Annotated in this window: 17 protein-coding genes; 12 read left to right on the top strand and 5 right to left on the bottom strand. The window is 61.3% G+C overall.

Going from position 1 to position 19,794, the window contains the following annotated elements:
- Position 1: 1 nt before the first annotated feature.
- The 4 genes from ACY4LX_RS20540 to exaA form a co-directional block, all read right to left on the bottom strand.
- A complete protein-coding gene (locus ACY4LX_RS20540; RefSeq protein WP_463257632.1) occupies positions 2–1,189 on the bottom strand; it encodes a caspase family protein in 1,188 nt (395 codons plus the stop codon).
- Between the two features lies 1 nt (position 1,190).
- Complete coding sequence (locus ACY4LX_RS20535; protein ID WP_463257631.1) at positions 1,191–2,405, bottom strand: hypothetical protein; 1,215 nt, start codon at positions 2,403–2,405, stop codon at positions 1,191–1,193.
- Positions 2,406–2,593: 188 nt separating this feature from the next.
- A complete protein-coding gene (locus ACY4LX_RS20530; protein ID WP_463257630.1) occupies positions 2,594–3,244 on the bottom strand; it encodes a pentapeptide repeat-containing protein in 651 nt (216 codons plus the stop codon).
- 165 nt (positions 3,245–3,409) lie between these two features.
- Positions 3,410–5,302 (bottom strand): quinoprotein ethanol dehydrogenase, encoded by a 1,893-nt coding sequence (gene exaA, locus ACY4LX_RS20525; protein WP_463257629.1) that lies wholly within the window; start codon positions 5,300–5,302, stop codon positions 3,410–3,412.
- 254 nt (positions 5,303–5,556) lie between these two features.
- Between exaA and pedF the strand changes: the two genes are divergently transcribed.
- The 12 genes from pedF (at position 5,557) to ACY4LX_RS20465 (ending at position 18,872) form a co-directional block, all read left to right on the top strand.
- Complete coding sequence (gene pedF, locus ACY4LX_RS20520; protein ID WP_149661387.1) at positions 5,557–6,018, top strand: cytochrome c-550 PedF; 462 nt, start codon at positions 5,557–5,559, stop codon at positions 6,016–6,018.
- A gap of 3 nt (positions 6,019–6,021) precedes the next feature.
- Positions 6,022–6,897, top strand: a complete 876-nt coding sequence (locus ACY4LX_RS20515; RefSeq protein ID WP_463257628.1) for a substrate-binding periplasmic protein — start codon at positions 6,022–6,024, stop codon at positions 6,895–6,897.
- Positions 6,897–7,658, top strand: a complete 762-nt coding sequence (locus ACY4LX_RS20510; RefSeq protein ID WP_463257627.1) for a quinoprotein dehydrogenase-associated SoxYZ-like carrier — start codon at positions 6,897–6,899, stop codon at positions 7,656–7,658. The genes ACY4LX_RS20515 and ACY4LX_RS20510 overlap by 1 nt, the downstream gene beginning before the upstream one ends.
- Before the next feature lie 15 nt (positions 7,659–7,673).
- A complete protein-coding gene (locus tag ACY4LX_RS20505) occupies positions 7,674–8,612 on the top strand; it encodes a quinoprotein relay system zinc metallohydrolase 1 (RefSeq protein ID WP_463257626.1) in 939 nt (312 codons plus the stop codon).
- A gap of 257 nt (positions 8,613–8,869) precedes the next feature.
- Complete coding sequence (locus ACY4LX_RS20500; RefSeq protein ID WP_149661391.1) at positions 8,870–10,648, top strand: PQQ-dependent methanol/ethanol family dehydrogenase; 1,779 nt, start codon at positions 8,870–8,872, stop codon at positions 10,646–10,648.
- Positions 10,649–10,890: 242 nt separating this feature from the next.
- The gene (gene exaC / locus ACY4LX_RS20495) at positions 10,891–12,411 is read left to right on the top strand and encodes an acetaldehyde dehydrogenase ExaC (protein WP_133838914.1); all 1,521 of its coding nucleotides are present in this window, start codon (positions 10,891–10,893) and stop codon (positions 12,409–12,411) included.
- A 224-nt stretch (positions 12,412–12,635) separates the two neighbouring features.
- Positions 12,636–12,707, top strand: a complete 72-nt coding sequence (gene pqqA, locus ACY4LX_RS20490; RefSeq protein ID WP_010455123.1) for a pyrroloquinoline quinone precursor peptide PqqA — start codon at positions 12,636–12,638, stop codon at positions 12,705–12,707.
- A 55-nt stretch (positions 12,708–12,762) separates the two neighbouring features.
- Positions 12,763–13,677, top strand: coding sequence for a pyrroloquinoline quinone biosynthesis protein PqqB (gene pqqB / locus ACY4LX_RS20485; protein WP_463257625.1), 915 nt, complete (start codon positions 12,763–12,765; stop codon positions 13,675–13,677).
- Between the two features lie 176 nt (positions 13,678–13,853).
- Positions 13,854–14,606: a pyrroloquinoline-quinone synthase PqqC gene (gene pqqC, locus ACY4LX_RS20480; protein ID WP_463257624.1), complete on the top strand. Its 753-nt coding sequence runs from the start codon at positions 13,854–13,856 to the stop codon at positions 14,604–14,606.
- On the top strand, positions 14,603–15,733 hold the full coding sequence (gene pqqE / locus ACY4LX_RS20475) for a pyrroloquinoline quinone biosynthesis protein PqqE (RefSeq protein WP_463257623.1): 1,131 nt from the start codon (positions 14,603–14,605) through the stop codon (positions 15,731–15,733). The genes pqqC and pqqE overlap by 4 nt, the downstream gene beginning before the upstream one ends.
- A 264-nt stretch (positions 15,734–15,997) precedes the next feature.
- The gene (gene ercA, locus ACY4LX_RS20470; protein ID WP_463257622.1) at positions 15,998–17,161 is read left to right on the top strand and encodes an alcohol dehydrogenase-like regulatory protein ErcA; all 1,164 of its coding nucleotides are present in this window, start codon (positions 15,998–16,000) and stop codon (positions 17,159–17,161) included.
- On the top strand, positions 17,145–18,872 hold the full coding sequence (locus tag ACY4LX_RS20465; protein ID WP_149661397.1) for a PAS domain-containing hybrid sensor histidine kinase/response regulator: 1,728 nt from the start codon (positions 17,145–17,147) through the stop codon (positions 18,870–18,872). Before ercA ends, ACY4LX_RS20465 begins: the two co-directional genes overlap by 17 nt.
- Here ACY4LX_RS20465 and ACY4LX_RS20460 read toward each other — a convergent pair.
- Positions 18,869–19,741 (bottom strand): aldose 1-epimerase, encoded by an 873-nt coding sequence (locus ACY4LX_RS20460; protein WP_463257621.1) that lies wholly within the window; start codon positions 19,739–19,741, stop codon positions 18,869–18,871. The two genes, ACY4LX_RS20465 and ACY4LX_RS20460, sit on opposite strands and share 4 nt — an antisense overlap.
- Between the last annotated feature and the right edge of the window lie 53 nt (positions 19,742–19,794).

Below are 19,794 nucleotides of genomic sequence, written 5' to 3'. Positions count from 1 at the left end.
TTCACACGCTTTTGGCTTCGAGATAGTCGCGGAAAATCACCTTACTCATGAAGCGGTGTTTCGGCGTGACTTGATAGCCCTCTTGATTGAATTCAGCGCCATATTGCCACTCGCCTCGAGGCACCCTGAACGATGCAGGGCCATCGCATAGTGCCTTGAGTTGACGAGGTGTCACCGCGTTCTCGAGGTAAGCCTGGGATATCTGACGCAGCACCGCAGGATCTATATCCATTTCAACCAGTACGTCCGGAATCCGATCCAGCACATTCATGGCGATCAGGTGGGTTCCATCACTTTCAAATGCGACGTGCTGTTGCAGATTGGGTTGCAGGAGCAACAGGTGATTCAACAATACGGCCGTTGCCACTTGCAGTTCTGACGGTCTGACATCGAACACTCCAGGGGCATTATCCCGCTCTTCTCCGCACTGCCCCCGCAGCGCCTGTAGCAGCGCCTGGGTGAAATAAGTCACGCCTTCGTCGGGGGTGTATGCCAGACGGTTCGCGGAGGTGGAACGCAAAATCGCTGACCCGGCGCTGGTGATCGTGCCTTTTCTAGAGCCGTCGGTCAGCCCCTGAGGGATGTTCAACTGATCTTGCACACCATCGTTGAATTCACGACAGGCATCGAGCACATAGACGATTCGCGCTTTCGTCACGCGGATAGTAGCCGCGCGGGTATTGGAGACATGGAATGCGTTCGACCAGGTTTTACCTTTCTCACCGAAGTCATCAGCGATGAGAAATTGCTCGACGCCATCACTGACACCATGCCCGCAAAAATAAAACACGCCGACACTGTCGGGATTTGCTCCCAATCGTTCATACCACTGCTTATAAGCCTTACGGATATTGGCGAGCGTTGGTCGCGCGCAGGCAAAACTGCCCCCAGGCGGAGTTTCGATTTTTATTGAAGGAGAGACCAGAGCCGTGAGTGAGCCGAGTGGTGCGTCCGGGTTGGAAAATGCCTCGTGCGGTGGTTTTTCCTGGCCTGCTGGCATGGCGTGCGCGCCACTCAGATACCAGTTCACCATCTCTTGGACAGAGGTGCGCGGTGAGTTCAACGGCTTTACATTCGAATAGGCAGTTTTCGCCATCGCTGGATATTCACCGCAACCAACCAACAAGACGTGGGTTGCCGTCGAGTCAGGTTTGTCTTTCACCGCTTGCGATAGAAATAGAGGTTTCATTTCATTTGCCCTTCAGGCGTACGGCAAGTCGTTTATAGAAGCTGGGTCTGGCGAAGTAACCGCCATGTGCTTCAAGAAGCCCGTAACCGGTATCGAATTTATAGTCCTCTACGCCGTTGAAAACCCCCTCGGCGCGGAAAGAAAAGATGTCGTTTGTGTCGAAGACGTTGAGCCATTTTTTAATATTGCCTGGCTTGTTCAAACGGTCCTCGGGAGGGTGGGCAGGCATGCCTGGCTGGCTTGCGCGGTAAAGCGTCATTTCTTCAAACACTGCAACTTGCGAGCCGATCGTGGCAAAGAGATCGACTTTGATCTGTGGAGCGAAGTACGTGAGGATGTCGTAAAGAATTACGCCGCCAAGGCTGTGGCCAATGACAATCAATTTGTCGTCCCCCGGCTTTCGATCTTGATCGGCTTGCTTCAAGGCGTCCATGACCACATTTACGATGGCGCCGGGGGCGTTTGCTCCTTGATGTGAGTTGAGATAGACGAAGATATCGCCCAGAAAACGAGTGGCTTTGGCATGCAACGATTCACGCGCCCGGGCCAGCGCCAGCGCTGTGACCGCATCGCTGGGAGCCGAGCCCAGGCGGTTGACGGCTTCGCCCAGTGAAACCCACCAGTCTTTTAAGCCCAGGGCTTGAACTGCCGGGGCACCCGGTGCGTTCAGCAGTGGGGCAATTTCCTGATTGAGTCTGTCGATGAACTGTTTATTGGTTAATGGCGGCTTCTGGATCGCCCAGGCCGGGATAGTGCTTGCTGCATATTTACGCGACGCGTCATAACGTTCGAGTATTTGCTGATAGTCTGCCTCCGTCTGCGCGACCATCGAAGCAGCATCCCACACCAGATCTACCGCTTTTGCAAAACCCTTGTCTTGTCGGCTGATATCGCCCAATACCACGGGCTTTCCACCGTTTTGTGCCTGTATTTCATTTATCCAAAGTTCATATTCGGCGGCCCGTAAGCCGGTCATGGTGAGGTTCAACGCCTTGACGTTTGTCTTGTTCGTTGGAAGCGATGCCTGATTCCAGCGAAATTTCACACCGTCGCCGCCCCAGTAAGGGAAGGAAACACTCAGCAGTTTCGGATCGATGCCCAAATCGAGATCAGTTGCCAGGATGCTGCGCAAAGACTGTTCTATGCGAACACGGGACGGTTCATAGTCCGCGTCTTCCTTTCGATTATTGACCCCGTGAACGAAAACAATCGGCATGGCTTTTCTTCCTTGAATGGGAGAGTTTGAATGCGTATTCAGTGGCACTGTTGGATGAAGCTATAGACGAACCTCCGGGTTTTGGTAGCCGAAATCGGACATTTCTTCTGAAAATATTGATGAGTGGAGAAAAGTGATTCAGGCCTGATACAGACTTCATGATTTTTCCAGTCATCAACGTTTTACGGTCACTTCTCCCACGTGGTCGGGCAACCGGCACACCCCTCCATATTCGCATCCTGAAAATTCGCATAATGCTGCCGCGCACCGCTGAGGTTCGCGTGTTCCAGGTTGCTTTCACCGAACTTGGCTTCCTGCAAATTGGCATCGCTGAGGTTGGCGCCCTTGAGGTCGGCTTTGCTCAGCCAGGTCATTTCCAGGTCGGCGGCGCGCAGGTTGGCGTTATCCAGTTCGGCCCCCGAGAGGCGGGCGAATTGCAGGTAGGCGGCGCTGAGGTTGGCGTTTTCGAATTGCGCGCCCTGGGCGAACAGGCCCCATCCCTGAATCGCCATCAGCGTCGCGCCGCTGAAATCGGCCAGGCGCAGGTTGCTTTGTTGCAGGCTGGCGCGGGTCAGGTTGGCGCCTTGCAGTTGGGCTTTTTCCAGGTTGGCGAGGTCGAGTCGGGCGTGGCGTAAGTCGGCATTGCGCAGGTCGGCGCCGCTGAGGTTCATGCTGCGCAAATCCTGATTGCTCAGGTTGGCCCCCCTGAGGTTGGCGCCGGGGCATTGGCTGTGTTCGGCGAGGGTGCAGCCGTTGATGATCAGCGGGGCGTCGTCGCCGTCGTCGGTGGCGAAAACCGGAAGAGCGGTTAGCAATAGCAGTAGAGGCAGGTATTTCATGGCAGGGCTCTCGTGATGTCATCACAAACAATTGTGGCGAGGGAGCTTGCTCCCGCTCGGCTGCGCAGCAGTCGCAAACCCAGACAACTCGGTGCGGCCGAAAAGTGAGGGGGCCGCCTCTCAGCCCAACGGGAGCAAGCTCCCTCGCCACAGGTGTGCAAGGCGTTACTTTTGCGCCGTCTTGCTATCCCAACTCGGAATCTTGAACACCCAGAACGACCCGCCCTGAGCCACCGGTTTGGTCAGCTCCGCCATGTCACCGCCCCACAACGGCACCGCGCCGCCGTAACCGACGGTCACGCCGACGTATTGCTCGCCATCCTGTTCCCAGGTGATCGGCGGCGAGACGATGCCGCTGCCGGTCTGGAACTTCCACAGCTCCTCGCCGGTTTTTGCGTCAAACGCCTTGAAGAAACCATCGCCCGTGCCGGTGAACACCAGGTTGCCCTTGGTCGCCAACACCCCGGCCCAGAGCGGCAGGGCTTCCTTGTGCTCCCAGACCACTTTGCCGGTGGTCGGGTTCATGGCGCGCAGGGTGCCGACGTGATCGTCGTACATGCGCTTGATGCGGAAACCCATGCCCAGGTAGGCCGAGCCTTTCTTGTAGTTGACCTCTTCGGTCCAGTATTCCTCTTTCCACTGGTTGCCCGGGATGTAGAACAGCCCGGTGTCCTGGCTGTAGGCCATGGGGTTCCAGTTCTTGCCGCCGAGGAACGGCGGCGAGACTTCCACGGATTTGCCCTTGGTTTCCCCCGGCAACGGTTTGGCCGGACGATGGCCCGGATTTTCGACGGGTTTGCCGGTTTTCAGATCGATGTGGCTGGCCCAACTGATGTTGTCGACGAAGGGGAACGCGTTCTGCAATTTGCCGTTGTTGCGGTCCACCACGTAGAAGAAACCGTTGCGGTCGGCGTGGCCGGTGGCATTGATCACTTTGCCGTCCTTGTCCTTGTAGTCGAACAGCACCAGCTCGTTGTTGCCGGAGAAATCCCAGGCATCGTTCGGGGTGTGCTGGTAGAACCATTTCACCTCGCCAGTGCTTGGGTCGACGCCGACCTGGCCCGAGGTGTAGAGGCTGTCGAAGTCGTGAGGGTTGCCGTCCTTGGAGGTGCGGGCCCAGGTGTTCCAAGGGCCGGGGTTGCCGGCGCCGACGATGAGGGTGTTGGTTTCGGGATCGAAACTCGCGCTCTGCCAAGGCGCGCCGCCGCCGTGGCTCCAGGCCTCGACCTTGCCGGTTTCGGTGGTCGGATCATCCGGCCAGGACGGCGCCTTGACGTCGCCGGTGGGGGTGCTGTCCTTGCCGTTCAAGCGGCCCATGTGACCTTCGACAAAGGGCCGCATCCAGACTTCTTCGCCGGTGTCCGGGTCGCGGGCAAACAACTGGCCGACCACGCCGAATTCATCGCCGGAGCTGCCATGGATCAACAGCACCTTGCCGGTGACCTTGTCTTTGATCAGCACCGGCGCGCCGGTCATGGTGTAGCCGGCGGCGTGGTCGCCGAACTTCTTGTTCCACACCACTTTGCCGGTGTTCTTGTCGAGGGCGATCAGCCGCGCATCGAGGGTGCCGAAATAGATCTTGTCGCCATAAATGGCCGCCCCGCGATTGACCACATCGCAGCACGGACGAATGTTGTCCGGCAGGCGATGGTTGTAGGTCCACAGACGCTTGCCGGTCTTGGCGTCGAGGGCGAATACCCGCGAGTAGGAACCGGTGACGTAGACCACACCGTCGCTGACGATGGCCTGGGATTCCTGGCCGCGCTGCTTCTCATCGCCGAACGAGTAGGACCAGGCCGGGGTCAGCTTGAACACGTTCTTGTCGTTGACCTGGGCCAACGGGCTCCAGCGCTGGGCGTTGGTGCCCATGCCGTATTGCAGCACGTCCTTGGTGGTCAGGTGATCGTTGGCAATGTCTTCCCAGGTGACGTTGTGCGTCGGCGTGGCGGGCGCGGTCGCGGCATGGCCGACGGTGCTCAGGGACAGGCTGCTCACCAGCACAAAGGCGCGCACGGCGAGGGTCAAAGGGGAAAGGGCGGGTAGCGATCTTATTGTCATGGTTGCAGTTCCCAGTGGAGGTTTTGACCTGCACAGGGTGGTGCTCGCCGCCCCTTGGCGGATACGGAAAAAGTCCCGCTGTGGCCGGGAAGAGTTCCCGAGCGGCACCTGATTTGGGTGTGCGCCACAAGCCCTACTACCAAGGTACTGGGCGGCGGCCACCAAAGCAGCATGGGGCTGGCGGGAAGTGCTTCCTAAGATGGGTGCCATAGCCTCTGCAAAGAGGTTTTGCGTGCAACCCTGAGGGCATAACAATGACAACAAAACGCAACGCCTTACTTGTTGCCGGACTGCTGGCCGGTTTCATCAGCGCAGGCCCGGTCTGGGCCCACGGCAACGTGGTGCCGCAAGCGGTGGAAACCCCGGGCCTGACCCCGATCAAGGACGCTGGCGTGCAGGTGGATGGCGACGGTTGGGCGGCGGTCAACCCGTACCGCAACTCCCCGCAGCACGATAAAGCGGTAGAGATCGGCTCGTCGGCCTACAACCAGAACTGCGCGGCGTGCCATGGGCTGGAAGCCAAGTCTGGCGGCATTGCCCCGGACCTGCGCCTGCTCGATGTCGGCGACGCCGGGGATGAATGGTTCGTCGAACGGGTGCGTCACGGCGCAGTGCGCGACGGTCGGGTGTACATGCCGAAAATGGCCGATTACCTGAGTCAGGAAGCCCTGTGGGCGGTGCGCACCTACCTGGACAGCGTGCACGTCGAGGAGTAATCCATGCGCCTGCTCGCGGTGTTGATCAGTGCTGTGTTGCTGTGCTGCCAGGTGGCGCAGGCGCAGGTTCGGACCTATGACCAAATGATCGCCGCCGGGGAGTTGAAGGTCGCGGTGTACAAGGACTTCGCGCCTTACAGTTTCGAAGACGCCGGCCAGCCCCGGGGCGTGGATGTCGACCTCGCCCAGGCCCTGGCCACCGCGCTGGGGGTCAAACTCAAGCTGATCTGGGCCCCGGCCGGCGAGAAGCTCGACGACGACCTGCGCGACTACATCTGGCGCGCCAGCCAGTTGCACGATCAGCAACTGGCGGACCTGATGATGCGCGTGCCTTACGACCGCGACTATTCACAAAAACGCAACGAGCTCGGCGAACTGGAAAACGACCATGTGGTGATGTTCGGCCCGTACCAGAACGAGCAATGGCAGGTCGCCTATGATCGCCGGCGTCTGGACTCGGTGGGCAGCGTCGCGGTGTTCGAGCAACACCCAATTGGCGTCGAAGTCGACAGCGTGCCCTCGTTCTACCTGACCTCGGTGTTCAACGGCATGCTCGCCGCCAAGACCCATCACTATCCCGGCGTACCCCAGGCCTTTGCCGCGATGAAGGCCGGTGAAGTCGACGCGGTCATGGCCATGCGCGGCGAGGTCGATTGGCAGGTGCATGAGGCTCACGATCCGCAAGTGGCGCTGGCGCAAAACGCCTACCCGAACATGGGCAAGCAACGCTGGGAGATCGGCATGGCGGTGCATGAAAGCAACCGGCAATTGTCCTATGCCCTGGAAGAGGCGCTGGAAGCGATGATCCGTGAGGGTTCGGTGCAAGCGATTTACGCCCGTTACGGCCTGCAATACGAAGTGCCCGAGATGTACCAATAGTGAACTGGCGAGCGCTGTGCCTGCTGGCCTGCTGGTTGCCACTGGCCGCCCACGCGGTGGAGATCAATCCGGGCAAGGACCCGGTGCCCTCGGTGATGTGGGCGTTCTATCACAAGCAAATGCTCGGCGATGCCCCGTTCGTATTCGATGAGCGGGTCAAGCTGCTGGCGCCGCCCTTCGCCGAAGATGCGCGCCAGGTGCCGCTGGAAATCGATGCCCGGGCGTTCAAGGGAGACGTGGTGAAAATCCTCGCCTGGGCCGAACTCAATCCGTTGCCGAAGATCGTCGACTTTCAGCCGCAGGACCGGGTGCTGCCGTGGCTGTCGATCCGCATCCGCATCGAGCAGGCCACGCCGTTGCGCGCGGCGGTGCTGACCCGTGATGGCGTGTGGCACGTCGGCTCGACCCTGATCGATGCGGCGGGCGGCGGTTGCACAGCGCCGAGCGTGGTGCGCACGCAACCGGGTTGGGAAGAGCACATCGGTGAAGTGCTCGGCGGGCGTTATCCCCGTGGCGAATTCAGTCGCCTGCGCTTGCAGGTGGCGCACCCGATGGACAACGGCATGGTCAGCGGCATCCCGGAATTCTTTATCAATCATGCCGAACTGCGCGATCAAAACGATCAGGTGCTGGCCACGCTGGAGTTGTTTCCCGCCGTCAGCGAAAACCCCAACCTGGCCTTCGACATCGAAGGGGTAGGGCAGACGCGCCTGTTGCTGCGGGACAACAGCGGCAATCAATTCGATGCGGCCATCCCCTGACCCAAGGAGCGCGTGATGCGCTGGATCCTGCTGTTGTTGATCGGTATGAGCCTGCCCGCGCTGGCGGAGCTTGAATACGCCCTCAAGCCGCGGCTGATTGCGCCAGACACCTGGCTGCTGGAAGGCAGCACCGATAATTTCGCCAAAGCCAACGGCGGCAATATCGTCAACACCGGGTTTATCGTCACCGAGCGCGGGGTGGTGGTGATCGACACCGGGCCGTCGAAACGCTACGGCGAAGCGATGCGCAAGGTCATCGCCACGGTCACCGACAAACCGGTGATCGAGGTGCTGCTGACCCATCATCACCCCGACCATGCGCTGGGCAATCAGGCGTTTGCTGACGTGCCGATCGGCGCACTGGCCGGCACCGCTGAGCTGCTGAAAAATCAGGGCGATGCCATGGCCGAGAACATGTATCGCCTGGTGGGCGACTGGATGCGCGGTACCGAAGTGGTGCTGCCCAGCGAGATGCTGACACCGGGGCTGAAAAGTTTTGGGAACCACGATTTGCGTCTGCTAGGCCTGGGTGGGCATACCGGCGCGGATCTGGCTATTCTCGACCAGCAAACCGGCGTGCTGTTTGCCGGCGACCTGGTGTTTTATCAACGGGCCCTGACCACCCCCAACAGCCCGGGGCTGGCGGTGTGGCTGGCGGACATCGCCACCCTCCAGGGATTGCCCTGGACGTTGGTGGTTCCGGGTCACGGGCCGGTGGCCACGGATGCAAAACCCTTCGAGCAAATGCGCGACTACCTGACCTGGCTCGACCAACTCCTGCGCGACGGTGCCGCCATTGGCAGCGATATGTCCGAGATGATTCGCAGCCCCATTCCCGAGCGGTTTGCGGGGATCAGCCTGAGTCGTTATGAACTGATCCGCAGTGTCAGCCATTTGTACCCGGGCTATGAGCGATCACAGATGACCCGCGTCGATTCCACCGGCAGCCAATGATCGTTCCCACGCTCTGCGTGGGAATGCCTCAACGGACGCTCTGCGTTCGGCTCTGGATGGGACACGGAGCGTCCCGGGCTGCATTCCCACGCAGAGCGTGGGAACGATCCTCGCACGATCCTCTCCAGGGACCCGCTACTAAGGAACTAGCAATCTCAACACTGCGGGCAATTGTTGCCAGGGCGGCGGCGGCCAAGAATCTGCACCAGACCGGGAAAATTTCCCGGGTATAACAAAAAACCGCAGAGGTAGCCGTCATGACCCAACCCGCACGTCGCCAACCCTTCGTCTTGAGCGTGCTGCTCAGTGCCATGCTGTTGTCCGGCTCGGCATTGGCCGCCGTCTCCGACCAGGACATTCTCCAGGACCCCAAGAATCCGGAGCAGATCGTCACCAACGGTCTGGGCGTCCAGGGTCAGCGCTACAGCCCGCTGGACACCCTCAATGTCGACAACGTCAAGGATCTACGGCCGGTCTGGGCCTTTTCCTTCGGCGGTGAAAAGCAGCGCGGTCAGCAAGCGCAACCGATGATCAAGGACGGCGTGATGTACATGACCGGTTCCTACTCGCGAGTGTTTGCGGTGGATGCGCGCACCGGCAAGAAGCTCTGGCAATACGACGCGCGCCTGCCGGATGACATCCGCCCATGCTGTGACGTGATCAACCGGGGCGTGGCGCTGTACGGCGACCTGGTGTTCTTCGGCACCCTCGACGCCAAGCTCGTGGCCCTGAACAAGGACACTGGCAAAGTGGTGTGGAGCAAGCAGGTGGCCGACCACAAGGAAGGCTATTCCATCAGCGCCGCGCCGCTGGTGATCAACGGCAAACTGATCACCGGCGTGGCCGGTGGCGAGTTCGGCGTGGTGGGCAAGATCTCCGCCTACGACCCGAAAAACGGTGAGTTGCTGTGGGTCCGGCCGACGGTCGAAGGCCACATGGGCTACATCTACAAGGACGGCAAAGCGATTGAGAACGGCATCTCCGGCGGCGAAGCCGGCAAGACCTGGCCCGGCGATTTATGGAAAACCGGCGGCGCTGCACCTTGGCTCGGCGGCTACTACGACCCGGAAACCAATCTGCTGCTGTTCGGCACCGGCAACCCGGCACCGTGGAACTCGCACCTGCGCCCTGGCGACAACCTCTACTCGTCGTCGCGCCTGGCGCTGAACCCGGACGACGGCACCATCAAATGGCACTTCCAGAGCACGCCCCACGACGGTTGGGACTATGACGGCGTCAACGAACTGATCTCGTTCAACTACACCGAGGGCGGCAAGGAAATCAAAGCCGCCGCCACCGCCGACCGCAACGGCTTCTTCTACGTGCTGGACCGCACCAACGGCAAGTTCATCCGGGGCTTCCCGTTCGTGGACAAGATCACCTGGGCCACCGGCCTGGATAAGGATGGCCGGCCGATCTACAACGAAGCCAGCCGTCCGGGTGCACCGGGCACTGAAGCCAAGGGCAGTTCGGTGTTTGTAGCGCCGGCGTTCCTCGGTGCGAAAAACTGGATGCCGATGGCCTACAACAAGGACACCAAGCTGTTCTACGTGCCGTCCAACGAGTGGGGCATGGACATCTGGAACGAAGGCATCGCCTACAAGAAAGGCGCGGCGTTCCTGGGGGCCGGTTTCACCATCAAGCCGTTGAACGAAGACTACATCGGCGTGCTGCGCGCCATCGATCCGGTGACTGGCAAGGAAGTCTGGCGCCACAAGAACTACGCGCCGCTGTGGGGCGGGGTGCTGACCACCAAAGGTAATTTGGTGTTTACCGGCACGCCGGAAGGATTCCTCCAGGCCTTCAACGCCAAGACCGGCGAGAAAGTCTGGGAATTCCAGACCGGCTCCGGCGTGCTTGGCTCGCCTGTGACCTGGGAAATGGACGGCGAACAGTACGTTTCGGTGCTCTCCGGTTGGGGCGGCGCGGTTCCGCTGTGGGGCGGCGAAGTGGCCAAGCGCATCAAGGACTTCAACCAGGGCGGGATGCTCTGGACCTTTAAGCTGCCTAAAGACCTGGTAGTCGCCAAGCACTGATCGCTGCCACTGATCGTTCCCACGCTCTGCGTGGGAATGCCTCAACGGACGCTCCGCGTTCGGCTCTTGATGGGACGCGGAGCGTCCCGGGCTGCATTCCCACGCGGAGCGTGGGAACGATCACCTACTACCAAATAACGAGAGTCCCCCCTCCAACGGCGCATTCGTCCGGCGTGCGGGGCTCTCTACTATCGATGCATCGCCTGTTTGCCCGACAGGCTCCGACCCAGACAGAGGCCACCATGATCTACGCACAACCTGGCACCCCCGGCGCCGTCGTTTCCTTCAAACCGCGCTACGGCAATTTCATCGGCGGCGAGTTCGTGCCGCCGGTCCATGGCGAGTACTTCACCAACACCTCGCCGGTCAACGGTGAAGTGATCGCCGAGTTCCCGCGTTCCAGCGCCGCCGACATCGACAAAGCCCTCGACGCTGCCCACGCGGCGGCCGATGCCTGGGGCAAGACCTCGGCCCAGGACCGATCCCTGGTGTTGCTGAAGATCGCCGACCGCATCGAACAAAACCTGGAAATCCTCGCCGTCGCCGAAACCTGGGACAACGGCAAAGCCGTGCGCGAAACCCTGAACGCCGACGTGCCGCTGGCCGCCGACCATTTCCGCTACTTCGCCGGGTGCATCCGTGCCCAGGAAGGCGGCGCTGCCGAAATCAACGAGCTGACCACCGCCTATCACTTCCACGAGCCGTTGGGCGTGGTCGGGCAGATCATCCCGTGGAACTTCCCGCTGCTGATGGCCGCCTGGAAACTCGCCCCGGCCCTGGCCGCCGGCAACTGCGTGGTGCTCAAACCCGCCGAGCAGACGCCGCTGTCGATCATGGTCTTCGCCGAACTGATTGCCGATTTGCTGCCGGCCGGTGTGCTGAACATCGTCCAGGGTTTCGGTCGCGAGGCCGGGGAGGCGCTGGCCACCAGCAAGCGCATCGCCAAGATTGCCTTCACCGGTTCCACCCCGGTGGGCGCGCACATCATGCATTGCGCCGCCGAGAACATCATTCCGAGCACCGTGGAGCTGGGCGGCAAGTCGCCGAACATCTTCTTCGAAGACATCATGAACGCCGAGCCGCAGTTCATCGAGAAAGCCGCCGAAGGCCTGGTGTTGGCGTTCTTCAACCAGGGCGAAGTCTGCACCTGTCCGTCCCGGGCGCTGGTGCAGGAATCGATCTACGACGATTTCATGAAAGTGGTGATGCAGAAGATCGTCAAGATCAAGCGCGGCAACCCGCTGGACACCGAAACCATGGTCGGCGCCCAGGCGTCGGAGCAGCAATACGACAAGATCCTCTCGTACCTGAAAATTGCCCAGGAAGAGGGCGCGGAGCTGCTGATCGGTGGCGCGGCCGAGCGGCTGGAGGGCGACCTGTCGACGGGATATTACATCCAGCCGACCCTGCTCAAGGGCCACAACAAAATGCGCGTGTTCCAGGAAGAAATCTTCGGCCCGGTGGTGGGCATCACCACGTTCAAGGACGAAGCCGAAGCCCTGGCGATTGCCAACGACAGCGAGTTCGGCCTCGGCGCCGGCCTGTGGACCCGCGACATCAATCGCGCCTACCGCATGGGCCGGGCGATCAAGGCCGGGCGTGTCTGGACCAACTGCTACCACCTGTACCCGGCCCACGCCGCGTTCGGTGGCTACAAGAAGTCCGGGGTTGGCCGTGAAAACCACAAGATGATGCTCGACCATTACCAGCAGACCAAAAACCTGCTGGTGAGCTACGACATCAATCCGATGGGGTTCTTTTGATTCGACGTTGGACCCCGTAACGGCTTTCGCGGGCAAGCCTCGCTCCTACAGGTTCAGGTGATCCGTAGGAGCGAGGCGTGCCCGCGAATCGTTGTGTATGACACCCCGCAACACCCCCTACCAACGCACGCCGCCACCTCCTTCGAAAGTAGCATTCGGGCCCTTGGCGCGCCGTGCATTAATGGCTTTACCGGAATTGCCCGGCACAAGAAGAGGATTGACCCATGTGGAATAAACCCGCGTTTACCGATCTGCGCATTGGCTTCGAAGTGACGATGTATTTCGCCAACCGTTGATTGATCACCCGGCCAGCCGTTGCGTTGGCCGGGCCTGCCTTCTGGAGCATTGCTCATGCACATCCGTGTTCTCGGCTCCGCCGCTGGCGGTGGTTTCCCGCAGTGGAACTGCAACTGTCACCAGTGCACCGGCGTGCGCGATGGCAGCCTGCGCGCCCAACGGCGCACGCAGTCCTCGATTGCGGTGAGTGACGACGGCGTGTCGTGGGTGCTGTGCAATGCTTCCCCGGATATTCGGGCGCAACTGGAAAGTTTCCCCGCGTTGCAACCGGCGCGCCGCCGTCGCGATACGGCGATTGCCGGGGTGATCCTGCTGGACAGCCAGATTGACCATTGCACCGGCCTGCTGAGCCTGCGCGAAGGCTGCCCCCATGCCGTGTGGTGCACCGAGCGGGTGCACGAGGATTTGAGCAGCGGTTTTCCGGTGTTCAACATGCTCAAGCATTGGAACGGTGGGTTGCAGTGGCAGCCGATTGATTTGAAGCGCGAGCCGTTCAGCGTCGCGGCGTGCGCGCATCTGCAGTTCCGTGCGATTCCCCTGGTCAGCAATGCACCGCCGTACTCGCCCAATCGCGGCAACCCGCAACCGGGCGACACCATCGGTCTGTTGATCGAAGACCTGCGCAGCGGCGCCTCGGTGTTCTACGCGCCGGGCCTGGGGCAAGTCGACGAAGAAGTTCTGGGCTGGATGCAACTCGCCGATTGCCTGCTGCTGGACGGCACCTTGTGGCGCGACGACGAAATGCGCGTGTGCGAAGTCGGCCAGAGCCTGGGCAGTGAAATGGGGCACCTGCCGCAAAGTGGTCCCGGCGGGATGCTTGAGGTGCTGGAGGGCTTTGACCGCCAGCGCAAGGTGCTGATCCACATCAACAACACCAACCCGATCCTCGATGAAGACTCGGCTGAACGGGCATTGCTGGAGCGGCGTGGGGTTGAGGTGGCGTATGACGGCATGAGTCTTGTGCTGTAGCGGACGGCCCCTTCGCGGGCAAGCCTCGCTCCTACAGAACATCGTCGTTCGCGGATTTCATGGTCAACCGACGTGACGTCGTCGTTCGCGGATTCCAAGGCTTACACAAAACCTGTAGGAGCAAGGCTTGCCCGCGAAGAGGCCCGCCCTGACGCCGCAAAACCCGGAGAACCGCAATGCCCGACACCCCCATGTCCCCCAGCGAATTCGAAGCCGCCCTGCGTGCAAAAGGCGCCTACTACCACATTCATCACCCGTTCCACCAAGCCATGTACGCCGGCCGTGCCACGCGCGAGCAGATCCAGGGCTGGGTCGCCAATCGCTTCTATTACCAGGTCAACATCCCGCTCAAAGACGCCGCGATCCTCGCCAACTGCCCCGACCGCGACGTGCGCCGGGAATGGCTGCAACGCATCCTCGACCACGACGGCGCGCCCGGCAGCGAAGGCGGGATCGAGGCCTGGCTACGCCTCGGTGAAGCCGTGGGCCTGGACCGCGAGCACATCCTCTCTCAAGAATTGGTTCTGCCCGGTGTGCGTTTCGCCGTGGACGCCTACGTCAATTTCGCCCGTCGCGCCTGTTGGCAGGAAGCGGCCAGCAGCTCCCTGACCGAACTGTTCGCCCCACACATCCACCAATCGCGCCTCGACGCCTGGCCGACCCATTACCCCTGGATCGACGCTGGCGGCTACGACTATTTCCGCACCCGTTTGAGCCAGGCGCGGCGAGATGTCGAGCACGGTTTGCGCATCACCCTGGCCCATTACGTCACCCTCGAAGGCCAGCAACGGATGCTGGAAATCCTCCAGTTCAAGCTCGACGTGCTGTGGAGCATGCTTGACGCCATGAGCATGGCCTACGAGCTGGAGCGCCCGCCGTATCACACGGTGACCGCCGAAAATGTCTGGCACCGGGGGATCGCCCTGTGAACCTGATCGCGCCACCGGGCCCGCCGTTGTGGTTGTTGGCGGAGCTGACGTATCGCTGCCCGTTGCAGTGTCCCTATTGCTCCAACCCATTGGATTTCGCCCAGCAAGGTGAGGAACTGAGTACCGAGGAATGGATTCGGGTGTTTCAACAAGCCCGGGAACTGGGCGCCGCGCAGTTGGGGTTTTCCGGTGGCGAACCGCTGGTGCGCCAGGACCTGGCCGAGCTGATCAAGGCGGCGCGGGACATGGGTTACTACACCAACCTGATCACCTCAGGCATCGGCTTGACCGAACAGAAGATTGCCGATTTCAAGGTCGCCGGGCTGGATCACATTCAGATCAGTTTCCAGGCCGCCGATGAAACGGTGAACAACATGCTCGCCGGCTCGCGCAAGGCCTTCGCCCAGAAGCTCGCCATGGCCCGGGCCGTGAAAGCCCAGGGCTACCCGATGGTGCTGAACTTCGTCACCCACCGGCACAACATCGACCGCATCGACCGCATCATCGACCTGTGCCTGGAGCTGGAGGCGGATTTCGTCGAACTGGCCACGTGTCAGTTCTACGGTTGGGCCGAACTCAACCGTGTCGGCCTGTTGCCCACCCGCGAGCAATTGCAGCGCGCCGAGCGCATTACTAACCAGTACCGCGAGCGACTTGAGGCCGAGGGGCATCCGTGCAAACTGATCTTCGTTACCCCGGACTACTACGAAGAACGCCCCAAGACCTGCATGAACGGCTGGGCCAATCTGTTTCTCGACATCACCCCCGACGGTACTGCGCTGCCGTGCCACAGCGCCCGGCAATTGCCAGTGCAGTTCCCCAACGTGCGCGAGCACAGTATCGAACACATCTGGACCGAGTCCTTCGGCTTCAACCGCTTTCGCGGCGATGACTGGATGAAGGAACCGTGCCGCTCCTGCGATGAAAAACACAAAGACCTGGGCGGCTGCCGCTGCCAGGCATTCATGCTCACCGGCGATGCCGAAAACGCCGACCCGGTGTGCAGCAAGTCGCCGCACCACGGGGTGATCCTCAAAGCCCGCGAGGAAGCCGATGCGCCGGGGCAGGGCATGGAACACCTGACGTTGCGCAATGAGAAGGCTTCGCGGCTGATCTATCGCGGATAAACGGTGCACCGCACATCCCCTGTGTGAGCGAGCATTTGTGGCGAGGGGGCTTGCCCCCGTTGGACTGCGCAGCAGTCCCCTGCTTTGGGATAAGCGGGGCCGCTTCGCGACCCAACGGCGGCAAGCCCCCTCGCCACACACGCTCACTCCAACAGGACATCGGTGGTGGATGCAGGATCGAGCTACCCATTGGTCTGATTGCATTCGCAGCCGGATGGGTTAGTGTGGCTTCTACCTTCCAAAACAATAAAAACAGGCTTTCCAATGAGCCAGAATCTCAGCCAACTGCGTAAATTCGTGTCGCCTGAAATCATTTTTGGTGCCGGTTGCCGGCACAACGTCGGCAACTACGCCAAGACCTTCGGTGCCCGCAAGGTGCTGGTGGTCAGCGACCCCGGGGTGATTGCCGCCGGTTGGGTCGCGGATGTCGAGGTCAGCCTGCAAGCCCAGGGCATCGATTACTTCCTGTACAGCGATGTCTCGCCCAACCCTCGGGTCGAAGAAGTCATGCTCGGCGCCGAGCTGTACAAGGAAAACCATTGCGATGTGATCGTCGCGATTGGCGGCGGCAGCCCGATGGATTGCGGCAAAGGCATCGGCATTGTCGTCGCTCACGGGCGCAATATTCTGGAGTTCGAGGGCGTGGACACCATCCGCGTGCCCAGCCCACCGCTGATCCTGATCCCGACCACCGCCGGCACGTCGGCGGACGTCTCGCAATTCGTGATCATTTCCAACCAGCAAGAACGCATGAAGTTCTCCATCGTCAGTAAAGCCGTGGTGCCCGACGTGTCGCTGATCGACCCGGAAACCACTCTGAGCATGGACCCGTTCCTGGCGGCCTGTACTGGTATCGACGCGCTGGTGCATGCCATCGAAGCCTTCGTCTCCACCGGTCACGGCCCGCTGACCGACCCCCATGCGCTGGAAGCCATGCGCCTGATCAACGGCAACCTGGTGCAGATGATCGCCAACCCGACCGACATCGCCCTGCGCGAGAAAATCATGCTCGGCAGCATGCAGGCCGGGCTGGCGTTTTCCAACGCAATCCTTGGCGCGGTGCACGCCATGTCCCACAGCCTCGGCGGCTTCCTCGACTTGCCCCACGGCTTGTGCAACGCGGTGCTGGTGGAGCACGTGGTGGCGTTCAACTACAACTCGGCGCCGGACCGCTTCAAGGTAATCGCCGAGACCTTCGGCATCGATTGCCGGGGCCTGAATCACCGGCAGATCTGCAAGCGGTTGGTCGACCACCTGATTGCCCTGAAACACTCCATCGGCTTCCACGAAACCCTGGGCTTGCACGGGGTGAGCATGGCGGACATTCCGTTCCTGTCGCAGCACGCCATGCACGACCCGTGCATCCTGACCAACCCCCGCGAATCCAGTCAGCGTGATGTCGAGGTCGTCTATGGCGAAGCCCTCTGAAGACCAGCAACGGGCGCTGGCCGGGTTACTCGGATTAGGCAGCCACTCGGCACGCAAGAGTCACTACCCGGAACTCAATGCGCGCCTGGATGAACTGGAAGCCGAGCGCAATCGCTACAAGTGGTTGTTCGAAAACGCGGTCCACGGGATCTTCCAGGCCAGCCTGCTGGAAGGCATGCGCGCCGCCAACCCGGCGCTGGCGCGGATGCTGGGCTACGACAGTCCGCAGGAAGTGCTGTTTTCATTGGCGGACCTGGCGAGCAACCTGTTTGTCGGCGGCGCCAAGGAACTGGCCAATATTGGCGAGATCCTCAAGACCGAACGCAGCCTGCACGGCTATGAAACCCAATTGCGGCGCAAGGACGGCAGCAGCCTCGACGTGCTGATGAACCTGCTGCTCAAGCCCGATCAGGAAGGGCTGGTGGAAGGCTTTGTCGCTGACATCACCGAACGCAAACTGGCCCAGCAACGCTTGCAGCAACTCAACGATGAACTGGAGCAACGGGTCACCGCGCGCACCGACGAATTGCTCGAAGCCAACCGCAACCTGCAACAGCAGATCACCCAGCGTAAACAGATCGCCCAGGCCCTGCGTGATGCCCGGGACGCCGCCGAAGCGGCCAACCGCAGCAAGGACAAATACCTCGCCGCCGCCAGCCATGACCTGCTGCAACCGCTGAATGCGGCGCGGTTGCTGATCTCGACCTTGCGCGAACGCAAGCTGCCCGACGTCGAGCAGGTGCTGGTGGAGCGCACGCACCAGGCGTTGGAAGGCGCCGAGGATTTGCTCACTGATTTGCTGGACATTTCCCGGCTCGACCAGGCTGCGGTGAAACCCGACGTCGCGCTGTACCGCCTCGACGAATTGCTCGCGCCACTGGTCTCGGAGTTCCAGTCCGTGGCCGAGGCGGCGGGGCTGAACCTGCGGGTGCGCATGGGCGATTTTGCCATCAGCACCGACCTGCGCCTGATGACGCGGATACTGCGCAACTTCCTCAGCAATGCCTGCCGCTACACCGACGAGGGCTGCATCCTGCTCGGGGCGCGGCGCCGGGGCGATATGCTGCGTCTGGAAGTGTGGGATACCGGGCGCGGGATTGCGGCGGACCGGTTGCATTCGATCTTTCTGGAGTTCAATCAACTGGACGTCGGCCGCGCCGCTGACCGCAAAGGCGTGGGCCTGGGGCTGGCGATTGTCGAGCGCATTGCCAAGATTCTGGGCTACCGGATCCAGGTGCGCTCCTGGCCGGGGCGCGGGTCGGTGTTCAGCATCGACGTGCCGATTTCCCATGAGGTGCCCCTGCCGATCAGCCTGGCCGCGCCGACGCCGGGCACCGGCAATCCGCTGCCGGGCCGGCGTTTGCTGGTGCTGGACAATGAGGTCAGCATCCTTGAAAGCATGAGCGCGCTGCTGGGGCAGTGGGGCTGTGAAGTGGTGATCGCCACGGATGAGTTTTCCGCGCTGGCGGCGTTGCAGGGACAGGCGCCGGAACTGATTCTGGCGGACTATCACCTCGATCATGGGGTGGTGGGCTGCGACGTGGTGCGGCACTTGCGCGAGCATTTTGGCCAGGCGATTCCGGCCGTGATCATCACCGCCGATCGCACCGACCAATGCCGTCGCTCGCTGCAACGGCTCGACGCGCCGCTGCTGAATAAACCGGTGAAGCCCGGCAAATTGCGCGCGGTGTTGAGTCAGTTGCTGGGTTAGCTAAGTTCGCGGTATTGCAGGCTGAAACCCAACTCGGTGGATTGGCCTTGCTCCAGCAAACGCAAGCCTGGCCGACCGGGCAGGTGATGCGCATTGACCGGGTGGCTCACCGGTTCGATACAGAAAAACCCCAAGCCCACCGGGCAGTAGAGCAGGTAGTAATCGCTGCCGGTGGCTTGGCCTTCCAGTTCATAACCGAGTTCGGGTTGCTGGATCAGGCAGTGACCATTCCACTCGCAGAAACCGTTGTCCACCAGGGTTTGCGGTAGCGCCTTGAGCTGCTGGAAATCCCATTCGGCGGGCAACGAGCTGAGTTGGGTTGGCAGTTTTGTGCTGTCGCATAACCAGACCTGTCGGGCTTGCGCCTGTAACCGGGTATTGGCGGTGCGCGGGAAGTAAGGGTGCAAGCCGAGGCCGTGCCACGCGGCGTGTTCGCCCACGTGAGTGACTTTCAACTCGATGCTCAACCGACCTTCACTCAGCTGGAAACGTTGCCGGGCGCGGTAGGCGAAGGGCGATGTGCAATCAAGTTCCAGGACGGCTTCGTTTCGGGTTTGGGAAACCACTCGCCACGGCTGCTGCCAGGCGCTGCCATGGATCGGCAAGGGATCGGTGAGGCTGTTCGGCGTCAGGGCCAGCCAACCTTCGGGGCAGTCGAAACCGCCCTCGGCAGTGCGGTTGGACCAAGGGGCCAGCGGGTAGCAACCGAGTTTGCCGGGCAGGCCGGTGTTCAGGGCCTGTTGGTCACTGTGGCGCAACAGCGGCTGGCCGCTGCTGCGAACCGTCCAGTTGACGATGCTCGCACCGAGTTCGGGGGCGAGGGTGAGGTGGGTGAAATCGTCTTCGAGTTCCAGAATCGTCAGTGTCATGGTGATTTTTGACTCAATGAGAGGCTTCAGGCAAACAGACACCACTGTGGCGA

The sequence above is a fragment of the Pseudomonas sp. Emmai genome, from assembly GCF_055179735.1.
This window is presented reverse-complemented; position numbering and strand designations above follow the sequence as displayed.

Excerpts from the sequence above, each read along its gene's own strand:
- exaA (WP_463257629.1), bottom strand. The coding sequence starts at position 5,302 with ATGACAATAAGATCGCTACCCGCCCTTTCCCCTTTGACCCTCGCCGTG.
- pqqC (WP_463257624.1), top strand. The coding sequence starts at position 13,854 with ATGCCCGACACCCCCATGTCCCCCAGCGAATTCGAAGCCGCCCTGCGT.
- ACY4LX_RS20465 (WP_149661397.1), top strand. The coding sequence starts at position 17,145 with ATGGCGAAGCCCTCTGAAGACCAGCAACGGGCGCTGGCCGGGTTACTC.
- ACY4LX_RS20515 (WP_463257628.1), top strand. The coding sequence starts at position 6,022 with ATGCGCCTGCTCGCGGTGTTGATCAGTGCTGTGTTGCTGTGCTGCCAG.
- pqqB (WP_463257625.1), top strand. The coding sequence starts at position 12,763 with ATGCACATCCGTGTTCTCGGCTCCGCCGCTGGCGGTGGTTTCCCGCAG.
- ACY4LX_RS20530 (WP_463257630.1), bottom strand. The coding sequence starts at position 3,244 with ATGAAATACCTGCCTCTACTGCTATTGCTAACCGCTCTTCCGGTTTTC.
- pedF (WP_149661387.1), top strand. The coding sequence starts at position 5,557 with ATGACAACAAAACGCAACGCCTTACTTGTTGCCGGACTGCTGGCCGGT.
- ACY4LX_RS20505 (WP_463257626.1), top strand. The coding sequence starts at position 7,674 with ATGCGCTGGATCCTGCTGTTGTTGATCGGTATGAGCCTGCCCGCGCTG.
- exaC (WP_133838914.1), top strand. The coding sequence starts at position 10,891 with ATGATCTACGCACAACCTGGCACCCCCGGCGCCGTCGTTTCCTTCAAA.
- ACY4LX_RS20540 (WP_463257632.1), bottom strand. The coding sequence starts at position 1,189 with ATGAAACCTCTATTTCTATCGCAAGCGGTGAAAGACAAACCTGACTCG.
- ercA (WP_463257622.1), top strand. The coding sequence starts at position 15,998 with ATGAGCCAGAATCTCAGCCAACTGCGTAAATTCGTGTCGCCTGAAATC.
- ACY4LX_RS20500 (WP_149661391.1), top strand. The coding sequence starts at position 8,870 with ATGACCCAACCCGCACGTCGCCAACCCTTCGTCTTGAGCGTGCTGCTC.
- ACY4LX_RS20460 (WP_463257621.1), bottom strand. The coding sequence starts at position 19,741 with ATGACACTGACGATTCTGGAACTCGAAGACGATTTCACCCACCTCACC.
- ACY4LX_RS20535 (WP_463257631.1), bottom strand. The coding sequence starts at position 2,405 with ATGCCGATTGTTTTCGTTCACGGGGTCAATAATCGAAAGGAAGACGCG.